Source organism: Pseudomonas sp. LABIM340, assembly GCF_040017195.2.
In the GTDB taxonomy this organism is placed as follows: domain Bacteria; phylum Pseudomonadota; class Gammaproteobacteria; order Pseudomonadales; family Pseudomonadaceae; genus Pseudomonas.
In genome coordinates this window covers 4,722,552-4,734,582 of sequence record NZ_CM200227.1, presented here as the reverse complement: position 1 = coordinate 4,734,582, position 12,031 = coordinate 4,722,552, and the positions used below count along the sequence as shown (strand labels likewise).

Sequence of the window (12,031 nt, the reverse complement as noted above, 5' to 3'; positions counted from 1 at the left end):
GTGCTGAATTTCGCCTAAAGGTTTTTTCGCCAGCGCCGATATCCTGAATATCAACGATTTGATCGTTCGGCGAATCAAGGGGATTTCAGATGAACGCTTCGGCAGCCATGCGTCAGTACCAGAACGTGAACAACCAGTCTCAGGTGCACGACGCCTCTCCCCATCGTCTGATCCAGATGCTGATGGAGGGTGGCCTGAGCCGCATCGCCCAGGCTCGCGGCTCGATGGAGCGTGCGCAGTACGCGCAGAAGGGTATCCTGATCGGCAAGGCCACCGGGATTCTCGCCGGTCTGCGCGAAGCGCTGAATTTCGAAGCCGGTGGTGAGCTGGCTGAAAACTATGCCAACCTGTACGACTACATGAGCCGTCGCCTGGGCGAGGCCAACCGCAGCAATGACCTGGAAGTCCTCGACGAGGTGTCGGGCCTGCTGCGTACCATCAAGGAAGGCTGGGACGCGATTCCGCAGTGATCGCAGCTCGCCAGGAGATACCGAACATGACCCTCGCCGTCCAGCAGATCGAACAGACCCGCCTCGCTTTGGGTGCGGCGCTGGCCCAGGAAGACTGGGAAGCTGTCGCCCAACTCGACCTCCAGTGTCGCGAGCATGTCGACGCCGCCATGGTCGAGCCGATGGACGATGACAGTGATCTCAAGCGCAGCCTCGAAGGGTTGCTGGCGCTGTACCGCGAGCTGGTCCAGGCCGTCACCCGGCAGCGTGAAGAGGTGGCCACCGAGATCGTCCGCGTCAACCGTTCGCACCAGGGCGCCAAGGTTTACCAGATGTTCGGCTGATCCATTCGGATCGGCTCTCTTTCGGCGGTGATCGGCCAAGTGCCGGTGGCCGCCGCCTCCGCTTCGAACTACGCTCCATTTCAATTGCCATGACGGGGATCAACACCCTTCGTCGGGCCGCACCAAAAAAAACACGCCATAAATTTGACTCGAGCCACAATTTTGACTTAACTAGTGGCCAAATGCTGGCTAGCACGAGGAAATTGTGCTGTGGCCAGGTCGTGTCAGCCGCCGTAGTACGGCCTTCAAGCCCGGGATGACAAGCTAAGATGTGGCGCGAAACGAAAATCCTCGTGATCGATGACAACCAGGACCGTTGCCGGGACCTCTCGGTGATCATCAGCTTCCTGGGTGAAGACCAACTGTCCTGCAGCAGCCGCGACTGGCGCCAGGTCGTCGACCCGCTTCCCAACGGCAGCCGTGACGTGCTCTGCGTACTGGTCGGCGCCGTGGAGAGCAAGGGCGGGGCGCTGGAGCTGCTCAAGCAGCTCGCGTCCTGGGACGAGTACCTGCCGGTCCTGCTGATGGGCGAACCGGTACCCAACGAGTGGCCCGAGGAGCTGCGCCGCCGCGTGCTGGCCAGCCTCGAGATGCCGCCCAGCTACAACAAGCTGCTCGATTCCCTGCACCGCGCCCAGGTCTACCGCGAGATGTATGACCAGGCCCGCGAGCGCGGTCGCCAGCGCGAGCCCAACCTGTTCCGCAGCCTGGTGGGCACCAGCCGTGCCATCCAGAACGTGCGGCAGATGATGCAGCAGGTCGCCGACACCGACGCCAGCGTGCTGATCCTCGGCGAGTCCGGCACCGGCAAGGAGGTGGTGGCGCGCAACCTGCATTACCACTCCAAGCGCCGCGACGCGCCCTTCGTGCCGGTCAACTGCGGCGCAATCCCGGCGGAGCTGCTGGAAAGCGAGCTGTTCGGTCACGAGAAGGGCGCCTTCACCGGCGCCATCACCACCCGTGCCGGGCGCTTCGAGCTGGCCAACGGTGGCACCCTGTTCCTCGACGAGATCGGCGACATGCCGCTGCCGATGCAGGTCAAGCTGCTGCGTGTGCTGCAGGAGCGCACCTTCGAGCGCGTAGGCAGCAACAAGACGCAGAACGTGGACGTGCGCATCATCGCCGCGACCCACAAGAACCTCGAGAAGATGATCGAGGACGGCAGCTTCCGCGAAGACCTCTACTACCGCCTCAACGTCTTCCCCATAGAGATGGCCCCGCTGCGCGAGCGCGTTGAGGACATCCCGCTGCTGATGAACGAGCTGATCTCGCGCATGGAGCACGAGAAGCGCGGATCGATCCGCTTCAACTCCGCCGCCATCATGTCGCTCTGCCGCCACGACTGGCCGGGCAACGTGCGCGAACTGGCGAACCTCGTCGAGCGCCTGGCGATCATGCACCCCTATGGCGTGATCGGCGTGGGCGAACTGCCGAAGAAATTCCGTCACGTCGACGACGAAGACGAGCAGCTGGCGACCAGCCTGCGCGAGGAGCTGGAAGAGCGCGCGGCGATCACCGCCGGGCTGCCGGGCCTCGACTCGCCGGCCATGCTGCCGGCCGAGGGCATCGACCTGAAGGACTACCTCGCCAACCTCGAGCAGGGGCTGATCCAGCAAGCGCTGGACGATGCCAGTGGCGTTGTCGCCCGTGCCGCCGAACGTCTGCGCATCCGCCGCACCACCCTGGTGGAGAAAATGCGCAAGTACGGCATGAGCCGCCGTGAAGAGGAAATGGCGGAGGATTGACGCCTTCGCCTGACTCGTTTTTTCAAGTCATTGAAATATAACGAGTAAATTTTAGGCACGGGGTTTGCTAAGACTCATCCGACCGACAGATTCACGCCGTCGGACGGATGAGGAAAACCCGCATGATGCCCGCCACCAATCGCCAGACTGAACTTGCTCCCCAACTGCCGGCAGAAGCGCTGCAGGTGCCGGTGGAGCAGCAGAGCCGCGCCCATCTGGAGCAGACCTTCGAGCTGTTCAGCCAGATGTCCAGCCAGCTCAACCAGTCCTACAGCCTGCTGGAAGCCCGTGTCACCGAGCTGAAGGGCGAACTCGCCCTGGTCAGCGCGCAGCGCATGCAGGAGCTGGCGGAGAAGGAGCGTCAGGCCAACCGCCTGCAGAGCCTGCTCGATGTGCTGCCCGGTGGCGTGATCATGATCGACGGCCAGGGCGTGGTGCGCGACGCCAATCCGGTGGCGGTCGCGCTGCTCGGCAAACCGCTGGTGGGCATGCTCTGGCGTGAAGTCATTGCCCGCAGCTTCGCCCCGCGTGCCGACGACGGCCACGAAGTTTCCCTGCGCGATGGCCGCCGCGTGTCCATCGCCATCCGCCCGCTGAACGGCGAGCCCGGCCAGCTCATCCTCCTCAATGACCTGACGGAAACCCGTCGCCTGCAGGACCAGCTCGCCCGCCACGAGCGCCTGTCCGCCCTGGGCCGCATGGTCGCCTCCCTGGCCCACCAGATTCGCACCCCACTGTCCGCCGCCATGCTCTATGCCGGTCACCTGAGCGAGGGCGAGCTGCCGGTGGAGCATCAGCAGCGTTTCGCCGGGCGCATCAAGGAGCGCCTGCACGAGCTGGAAAGCCAGGTGCGCGACATGCTGGTGTTCGCCCGCGGCGAGCTGCCCCTGCCGGATCGCCTCGCGCCCAACCAGTTGTTTGCCAGCCTGCGCGCCGCCGCCGAATCCCACGTCGCCGGCCTCAACCTGCGCTGGCAGTGCGACGCTCGCGTCGGCGAGCTGCTGTGCAACCGCGACACCCTGGTCGGCACCGTGCTCAACCTGGTGGAGAACGCCATCCAGGCCGCCGGCCGCGATGTGCGCCTGAAGGTGCACCTGTACCAGCGCGACAACAGCCTGCGCCTGTCCATCAGCGACAACGGCCCGGGCATGAGCGCGGAAACCCTGGCGCGCCTGGGCGAGCCTTTCTTCACCACCAAGACCACCGGCACCGGCCTCGGTCTCGCCGTGGTGAAAGCCGTCGCCAAGGCCCACCAGGGCGAGCTGCGCCTGCGCTCGCGTCCCGGTGTCGGTACCTGCGCCACCCTGATCCTGCCGCTGATCCTGGCTCAACCCGTCGTCCACGAGGAGTGATTTCCATGGCCGCCAAAGTCCTGCTGGTCGAAGACGACCGCGCCCTTCGTGAAGCCCTCTCCGATACCCTGTCGCTCGGCGGGCACGACTTCGTCGCCGTCGACTGTGCCGAGGCCGCTCTGCCGGCGCTGGAAAAGGACAACTTCAGTCTGGTGATCAGCGACGTGAACATGCCCGGCATGGACGGGCATCAGTTGCTCGGCCTGATCCGCAAGCGCCATCCGCAACTGCCGGTGCTGCTGATGACTGCCTACGGCGCCGTTGACCGCGCGGTGGACGCCATGCGCCAGGGCGCGGCCGATTACCTGGTCAAGCCGTTCGAGCCGCGCGCGCTGCTGGAGCTGGTCGCCCGCCATGCGCTGGGTGCAGTACCCGGCAGCGTCGGCGAAGGTCCGGTGGCTCTGGAGCCGGCCAGCCAGCAATTGCTGGAACTGGCTGCCCGTGTTGCGCGCAGCGATTCCACCGTGCTGATTTCCGGCGAGTCCGGTACTGGCAAGGAAGTCCTGGCGCAGTACATCCACCAGCAGTCGCCGCGCGTTGGCAAACCCTTCGTCGCGATCAACTGCGCGGCGATCCCGGACAACATGCTCGAGGCCACCCTGTTCGGCCATGAGAAGGGCGCCTTCACCGGCGCCATCGCCGCCCAGCCGGGCAAGTTCGAACTGGCCGACGGCGGCACCATCCTGCTCGACGAAATCTCCGAAATGCCGCTGGCCCTGCAGGCCAAGCTGCTGCGTGTGCTGCAGGAGCGGGAGGTGGAGCGCGTCGGTGCGCGCAAGCCGATCAGCCTCGACATCCGCGTGCTCGCCACCACCAACCGCGACCTGCTGGTTGAAGTGGCTGCCGGGCGTTTCCGCGAAGACCTCTACTATCGCCTGTCGGTCTTCCCGCTGGCCTGGCGCCCGCTACGCGAGCGTCCCGCCGATATCCTGCCGCTGGCCGAACGCCTGCTGGCCAAGTACGCCCGCAAGATGAATCACGCACCGGTGACTCTGGCCGACGACGCCCGCGCCGCTTTGCTGGCACATCCCTGGCCGGGCAACGTGCGCGAGTTGGACAACGCCATTCAGCGCTCGCTGATCCTGCAGCAGGGCGGGCAGGTGCAGGCCGCCGACCTCTGTCTGACCGCGCCTATCGGACTGGCTCCGCGCCCGGTGCTGGCAGCGGTGCCGACGACACCTGCGCCGCAGGCTCCGGCTGGTGTCGAAATTCCGTCACCGACTTCCACCGAAGCCGGGCAACTGGGTGAAGACCTCAAGCGCCGCGAGTTCCAGATGATCATCGACACCCTGCGCAGTGAGCGCGGCCGCCGCAAGGAGGCCGCCGAGCGCCTGGGCATCAGCCCGCGAACCCTGCGTTACAAGCTCGCGCAGATGCGCGACGCCGGCATGGACGTGGAGGCTTATCTCTACGCCAGTTGAGCCCCTGACGGACAACCCCTCTTGGCCCGCATTCGTGCGGGCCTTTTCTTGGTCGGACTCGGTGTTTTCGCGGGCATGTTTACGCCGCAGCCCGGCTGCGCTCCTCAAGAGAATCGCTGAGCTTTCTTCCTGGTCGATCTATAGGAGGAGCGCGCCGTGGATGAGGTGGAGTTCGCGCGTCAGTTGCGGCGACGGCAAACCGACGCGGAGTCCAGGATGTGGGCATGTCTGCGGGATCGCAGATTCCTCGGGCTGAAGTTCAGGCGGCTGGTGCCGTGTGGTCGGTATGTGCTGGACTTCTACTGCCATGAGCTGCGCTTGGCCGTGGAGCTTGATGGCGGGCAGCATCTGGAGTCCGACCATGACGCTGAACGGGATGCCTGGCTAGTGGGGCAGGGGATTCGGGTGGCTCGGTTCTGGAATCATGACGTTCTGCTGCGGACTGAAGTGGTGTTGGAGGCGCTTCGATTGGCGGTCGAGTCCGGCGCAGGCTGATTGCCCTCACACCAACCCTCTCCCAGAGGGAGAGGCGGCTGTCCTCTGCCTGCTGGATGTCTGGCGTTTTTCTGTTGCGACAGCGTGCCCGACTGACCGCCGATCTCCCCGCCCACGCCGATCTGCCCCCTCTCCCTCTGGGAGAGGGTTGGGGTGAGGGGCTTTGCCCCACGCAAAGGCTCAGTCAGGATCACCGGATCAGCAGCTCTGAAGTCCCCACTCCAGAGCTGTCTTCCGCATTTTTCCTACGCCCTGAAAACCTGGCACCCAAGTTGCAATCACCTCTGCAAAGCGCCGCGCAGTGTCAAAAAACCGCGGCCAGTCGGAGGGGTAAGTGATGAGTCAGGGTATCGAGTTCAATCGTCTGCTGCTGGAAATGCGCTCCATGCAAATGGAGGCCATGGCCAAGGCGAAGACGCAGGCCGCACCGGCCGAGCCGGGGGCGCCAAGCTTCTCGCAGATGCTCGGGCAGGCCGTGGACAAGGTAAACGGTACCCAGCAGGTCGCCTCCGACATGGCGAACGCTTTCGAGATGGGGCAGAGCGGTGTCGATCTCACCCAGGTGATGATCGCCTCCCAGAAGGCCAGTGTTTCTTTCCAGGCGATGACCCAGGTACGCAACAAGCTCGTCCAGGCGTACCAGGACATCATGCAGATGCCGGTTTGAGCGGCGAGGATCGTAGGTAATGTCCCAAGCCTCCGTTGTTGACAGTCAGGTTCCGGCCAAGGTCGGCGCCGACGCGCCGAAAAAGCCGCTGCTCGGCCTGACTTTCCTCGAGAACCTCGCGGACATGCCGGTGCTGCGCCAGGTCGGCCTGCTGGTCGGCCTCGCCGCGAGCATCGCCATCGGTTTCGGCATGGTCCTGTGGTCGCAGCAGCCGGACTATAAGCCGCTGTACGGCAGCCTCAACGGCGTCGACGCCAACAAGGTGGTCGAGGCGCTGTCCGCTGCCGACATCGGCTACAAGATCGAGCCCAACTCCGGCGCGCTGCTGGTGAAGGCCGACGACCTGGGCCGTGCGCGCATGAAAGTCGCCGGTGCCGGCCTGGCTCCGACCGACAGCAACGTCGGCTTCGAGATCCTCGACAAGGAACAGGCGCTGGGCACCAGCCAGTTCATGGAAGCGACCAACTACCGTCGCGGCCTGGAAGGCGAGCTGGCGCGTACCGTCTCGAGCCTGAACAACGTCAAGGGTGCCCGCGTGCATCTGGCCATCCCCAAGAGCTCGGTGTTCGTCCGTGATGACCGCAAGCCCAGCGCCTCCGTGCTGGTCGAGTTGTACCCGGGCCGCACCCTGGAGCCGAGCCAGGTGCTGGCCATCGTCAACCTGGTCGCCACCAGCGTGCCGGAACTGGATAAAGGCCAGGTCACCGTTGTCGACCAGAAGGGCAACCTGCTCTCCGACCAGCAGGAGCTCTCCGAGCTGACCATGGCCGGCAAGCAGTTCGACTTCACCCGTCGCATGGAAACCAACTTCACCCAGCGCGTGCACAGTATCCTCGCGCCGGTGCTGGGCAGCGGCCGCTACAAGGCCGAGGTATCCGCGGACGTCGACTTCAGTGCGGTGGAATCCACCTCGGAGTCGTTCAACCCGGACCAGCCGGCCCTGCGCAGCGAGCAGAGCAACAACGAGGAACGCCAGAACAGCAACGGTCCGCAGGGCGTGCCGGGTGCGCTGTCGAACCAGCCTCCGGGCCCGTCCAGCGCCCCGCAGACCACTGCGCAGAACAAGCCGGCGGACTTCGTCGCGCCGGGCCAGCCGCTGAAGGACGCCAACGGCCAGCCGATCATCGATCCGAAGACCGGCAAGCCGGAACTGGCCCCGTACCCGACCGACAAGCGCCAGCAGAACACCCGCAACTACGAGCTGGATCGCTCGGTGAGCTACACCAAGCAGCAGCAGGGTCGCCTGCGCCGGCTTTCCGTCGCGGTGGTGCTGGATGACCGCATGATCGCCGATCCGAAGACCGGCGAAGTCAGCCACCAGCCCTGGACCGCCGATGAGCTGGGTCGCTTCACCCGTCTGGTGCAGGACGCGGTAGGCTATGACGCCAGCCGTGGCGACAGCGTCAGCGTGATCAACGCGCCGTTCGCCCCGGAACTTGGCGATGAAATTGCATCGCCGCCGTTCTACTCGCAGCCCTGGTTCTGGGACGTGGTCAAGCAGGTGCTGGGCATCGTCTTCATCCTGGTGCTGGTGCTGGGTGTACTGCGCCCGGTGCTGAACAACCTGTCGGGTAACAAGAGCAAGGCCCTGGTGGCCGGTGGCGCTGCAGGCGAAGGTGGCCTGGGCGAGTTGGGCAGTCTGGAGGGCGAGTTGTCCGAAGACCGCGTGAGCCTCGGTGGCCCGGCCAGCATCCTGCTGCCCAGCCCGTCCGAGGGGTACGATGCACAATTGAATGCGATCAAGACACTGGTCGCCCAGGACCCGGGGCGCGTTGCCCAGGTAGTGAAGGACTGGATCAATTCCGATGAGTGAAGCGCGCATGAACGCCAAACTGAACAAGGTCGACAAGGCTGCCATCCTCCTGCTCTCCCTGGGTGAGACCGATGCCGCGCAGGTGCTGCGCCACATGGGTCCGAAGGAAGTGCAGAAGGTCGGCGTGGCCATGGCGCAGATGCGCAACGTGCACCGTGAGCAGGTCGAGCAGGTGATGGGCGAGTTCGTCGAGATCGTCGGCGACCAGACCAGCCTGGGCGTTGGCGCCGACAGCTACATCCGCAAGATGCTCACCCAGGCCCTGGGCGAGGACAAGGCGAACAACCTCATCGACCGCATCCTGCTGGGCGGCAACACCAGCGGCCTGGACAGCCTGAAGTGGATGGAGCCGCGCGCCGTGGCCGACGTGATCCGCTACGAGCACCCGCAGATCCAGGCCATCGTGGTCGCCTACCTCGACCCCGACCAGGCCGGCGAAGTGCTCAGCCACTTCGACCACAAGGTGCGCCTGGACATCATCCTGCGCGTGTCCTCGCTCAATACCGTGCAGCCATCCGCGCTCAAGGAACTGAACCTGATCCTGGAGAAGCAGTTCGCCGGCAACGCCAATTCCACCCGCACCACCATGGGCGGTGTGAAGCGCGCGGCGGACATCATGAACTACCTCGACAGCTCGGTCGAAGGCTCGCTGATGGACGCCATCCGCGAAGTCGACGAGGACCTGTCGGGCCAGATCGAGGACCTGATGTTCGTCTTCGACAACCTGGCCGACGTCGACGACCGTGGCATCCAGGCGCTGCTGCGCGAGGTTTCCTCGGACGTGCTGGTGCTGGCCCTCAAGGGCTCGGACGAGGCGATCCGCGAGAAGATCTTCCGCAACATGTCCAAGCGTGCCGCCGAGCTGCTGCGCGACGACCTGGAGGCCAAGGGCCCGGTGCGCGTCAGCGAAGTGGAAGGCGCGCAGAAGGAAATCCTCACCATCGCCCGCCGTATGGCCGAGTCCGGCGAAATCGTGCTGGGTGGCAAGGGCGGCGAGGAGATGATCTGACGTGGTACCGCCGGCGAAGGATGAAGACAAACTCAGCGAGCTGATCCGCGCGCGCGACGTGGCGGGCTTCGACCGCTGGTCGCTGCCCAGCTTCGACCCGGCGCGGCCGGCCCCGGAGCCTGAGCCCGAACCCGAGCCGGTGGCCGAGGAGCCGCCACAGATCGAGGAAGTGCCCGAGGAAGAGGTCAAGCCTCTGACGCTCGACGAGCTCGAGGCGATCCGCCAGGAGGCCTACAACGAGGGCTTCTCCACCGGAGAAAAGGACGGCTTCCACGCCGGCCAGATCAAGGCGCGTCAGGAAGCCGACGCCGCGCTGCAACCGCGCCTGCAGAATCTCGAAACCCTGATGTCGCACCTGCTCGACCCCATTGCCGAACAGGACCAGATGCTCGAACAGGGCATGCTCAACCTGGTGACCCACGTGGTGCGCCAGGTCGTACAGCGCGAGCTGGCCACCGACTCCAGCCAGATCCGCCTGGTGCTGCGCGAGGCGCTCAAGCTGCTGCCGATGGGCGCCAGCAACATCCGCATCCAGGTCAACCCGCAGGATTTCGAACTGGTGAAGGCCCTGCGCGATCGCCACGAGGAAAGCTGGAAAATCATCGAGGACGACGGCCTGCTCCCCGGCGGCTGCCGCATCGAGACCGAACATTCGCGCATCGACGCCACCGTCGAGACGCGCCTGGCCCAGGCCGTGAAGCAGCTCTTCGAGCAGCAGCGCGACCAGGCGACCCACGCCCTGGAGCCAGACCTGCACGTGAACCTCGAAGCCGATCAGGGCGGCACCGATGCGTCTTGATCGCGTCAGCTTCGCCCGCCGCCTGCAGGGCTACAGCGACGCCGTGAGCCTGCCGACCCAGCCGGTGGTAGAAGGCCGCCTGCTGCGCATGGTTGGCCTGACGCTGGAGGCCGAGGGCCTGCAGGCCGCTGTCGGTAGCCGCTGCCAGGTGATCAACGACGGCGGTTATCACCCGGTGCAAGTGGAAGCCGAAGTGATGGGTTTCGCCGGCAGCAAGATCTACCTCATGCCGGTGGGCAGCCTCGTTGGCATCGCCCCCGGCGCCCGCGTGGTGCCGCTGCCGGACTCCGGCCGGCTGCCCATGGGCATGTCCATGCTCGGTCGCGTGCTCGACGGCGTCGGCCGCGCGCTGGACGGCAAGGGCGGTATGCGCGCCGAGGACTGGGTGCCGATGGATGGCCCGATCATCAACCCGCTGGCGCGCGACCCGATCCACGAGCCGATGGACGTCGGCATCCGCTCGATCAACTCCCTGCTCACTGTGGGCCGTGGCCAGCGCCTGGGCCTGTTCGCCGGTACCGGCGTGGGTAAATCCGTGCTGCTGGGCATGATGACCCGCTTCACCAAGGCCGACATCATCGTGGTCGGGCTGATCGGCGAACGGGGCCGCGAAGTGAAGGAATTCATCGAGCACATCCTCGGCGAGGAAGGCCTGAAGCGCTCCGTGGTCGTTGCTTCGCCGGCGGACGATGCGCCGTTGATGCGCCTGCGCGCCGCTCAGTACTGCACCCGGATCGCCGAGTACTTCCGCGACAAGGGCAAGAACGTCCTGTTGCTGATGGATTCCCTGACCCGTTACGCCCAGGCCCAGCGTGAGATCGCCCTGGCCATCGGCGAGCCGCCGGCGACCAAGGGCTATCCTCCCTCGGTGTTCGCCAAGCTGCCGCGCCTGGTCGAACGTGCCGGCAACGGCGAGAAGGGCGGCGGTTCGATCACCGCGTTCTACACCGTGCTCAGCGAAGGCGACGACCAGCAGGACCCGATCGCCGACGCCGCGCGGGGTGTGCTCGACGGCCACTTCGTGCTGTCGCGCCGGCTGGCCGAGGAAGGCCATTACCCGGCCATCGACATCGAAGCCTCGATCAGCCGGGTGATGCCCCAGGTCACTACGCCCGAGCACATGCGTGACGCCCAGCGCTTCAAGCAGCTGTGGTCGCGCTACCAGCAGAGCCGCGACCTGATCAGCGTCGGCGCCTACGTGGCCGGCGGCGATCCGGAAACCGACCTGGCCATCCAGCGCTTCCCGATCATGCGCCAGTTCCTGCGCCAGGCCCTCGACGAGAGCCAGAACCTCGACGACAGCCGCCTGCTGCTGGATGCGGTCGTCAGCGGCAAGGCTGGCTGATGAAGCGGCCAGGAAGGGCTTTTCGTAGGATGGGTGGAGCCTGCGATACCCATCGTCTTTCAGCTCGTGGCGAGTTGCAGCATGGGTATCGCTCCGCTCCACCCATCCTACGGCTTGTGGTGAGCCTGTGAACCGCCGCGCCGAACGCCTCGCCCCGGTGGTGGACATGGCGCTCAAGGCCGAGCGCGAGGCCGCGCGCCAGCTCGGCCAGATGCAGGGCCAGTTGCAGCAGGCGCAGCGCAAGCTCGCCGAGCTGGAGCGCTACCGCTACGACTACCAGCAGCAATGGATCACCAACGGCCAGCAGGGCGTCAGCGGCCAGTGGCTGATCAACTACCAGCGCTTCCTGTCCCAGCTCGAAGGCGCCGTCGAGCAGCAGAATCGCTCGGTGGCTTTCCACGAAACCAACGTGGGCAAGGCGCGGGTCATCTGGCAGGAGAAGTACGCGCGCCTCGAAGGCCTGCGCAAGCTGGTGGAGCGCTACCGCGAGGAAGCGCGCCTGGCCGCCGACAAGTACGAGCAGAAACAGCTCGACGAATTCGCCCAGCGGCTGAAGCCTTCCGCCGAGCAATAGCGATCGGGTTCCGCGGAA

General features: G+C 65.6%; 12 protein-coding genes. All 12 read left to right on the top strand.

The genetic code is table 11. The features are described 5' to 3' along the window. The first annotated feature begins 89 nt into the window (after positions 1–89). The 12 genes from fliS to fliJ all read left to right on the top strand — a co-directional run bounded on the left by fliS (position 90) and on the right by fliJ (position 12,013). Positions 90–470, top strand: a complete 381-nt coding sequence (gene fliS, locus ABKS89_RS21645; protein WP_138215096.1) for a flagellar export chaperone FliS — start codon at positions 90–92, stop codon at positions 468–470. Between the two features lie 26 nt (positions 471–496). After that, positions 497–793, top strand: a complete 297-nt coding sequence (gene fliT, locus ABKS89_RS21640; RefSeq protein ID WP_045212118.1) for a flagellar protein FliT — start codon at positions 497–499, stop codon at positions 791–793. Positions 794–1,062: 269 nt separating this feature from the next. Then, positions 1,063–2,538 carry a sigma-54 dependent transcriptional regulator gene (locus tag ABKS89_RS21635; protein WP_192381210.1) on the top strand — a complete coding sequence of 492 codons (1,476 nt, stop codon included), beginning with the start codon at positions 1,063–1,065 and terminating at the stop codon, positions 2,536–2,538. Between the two features lie 122 nt (positions 2,539–2,660). Next, entirely contained in the window at positions 2,661–3,890 is a 1,230-nt protein-coding gene (locus tag ABKS89_RS21630) for a sensor histidine kinase (protein WP_405307455.1), read from the top strand. A 5-nt stretch (positions 3,891–3,895) separates the two neighbouring features. Beyond that, positions 3,896–5,311: a sigma-54-dependent response regulator transcription factor FleR gene (gene fleR, locus ABKS89_RS21625; protein WP_348587027.1), complete on the top strand. Its 1,416-nt coding sequence runs from the start codon at positions 3,896–3,898 to the stop codon at positions 5,309–5,311. A gap of 156 nt (positions 5,312–5,467) precedes the next feature. Beyond that, positions 5,468–5,806 (top strand): endonuclease domain-containing protein, encoded by a 339-nt coding sequence (locus ABKS89_RS21620; protein ID WP_348587025.1) that lies wholly within the window; start codon positions 5,468–5,470, stop codon positions 5,804–5,806. 337 nt (positions 5,807–6,143) lie between these two features. Beyond that, on the top strand, positions 6,144–6,473 hold the full coding sequence (fliE, locus tag ABKS89_RS21615) for a flagellar hook-basal body complex protein FliE (protein WP_138215092.1): 330 nt from the start codon (positions 6,144–6,146) through the stop codon (positions 6,471–6,473). 19 nt (positions 6,474–6,492) lie between these two features. Continuing rightward, a complete protein-coding gene (fliF, locus tag ABKS89_RS21610; protein WP_348587024.1) occupies positions 6,493–8,286 on the top strand; it encodes a flagellar basal-body MS-ring/collar protein FliF in 1,794 nt (597 codons plus the stop codon). Then, complete coding sequence (fliG, locus tag ABKS89_RS21605) at positions 8,279–9,295, top strand: flagellar motor switch protein FliG (protein ID WP_138215090.1); 1,017 nt, start codon at positions 8,279–8,281, stop codon at positions 9,293–9,295. Before fliF ends, fliG begins: the two co-directional genes overlap by 8 nt. A gap of 1 nt (position 9,296) precedes the next feature. Further along, complete coding sequence (gene fliH, locus ABKS89_RS21600) at positions 9,297–10,094, top strand: flagellar assembly protein FliH (RefSeq protein ID WP_138215089.1); 798 nt, start codon at positions 9,297–9,299, stop codon at positions 10,092–10,094. Beyond that, on the top strand, positions 10,084–11,439 hold the full coding sequence (gene fliI / locus ABKS89_RS21595) for a flagellar protein export ATPase FliI (RefSeq protein WP_081519278.1): 1,356 nt from the start codon (positions 10,084–10,086) through the stop codon (positions 11,437–11,439). The genes fliH and fliI overlap by 11 nt, the downstream gene beginning before the upstream one ends. Before the next feature lie 127 nt (positions 11,440–11,566). Beyond that, the gene (gene fliJ / locus ABKS89_RS21590) at positions 11,567–12,013 is read left to right on the top strand and encodes a flagellar export protein FliJ (protein WP_081519279.1); all 447 of its coding nucleotides are present in this window, start codon (positions 11,567–11,569) and stop codon (positions 12,011–12,013) included. Positions 12,014–12,031 lie beyond the last annotated feature (18 nt).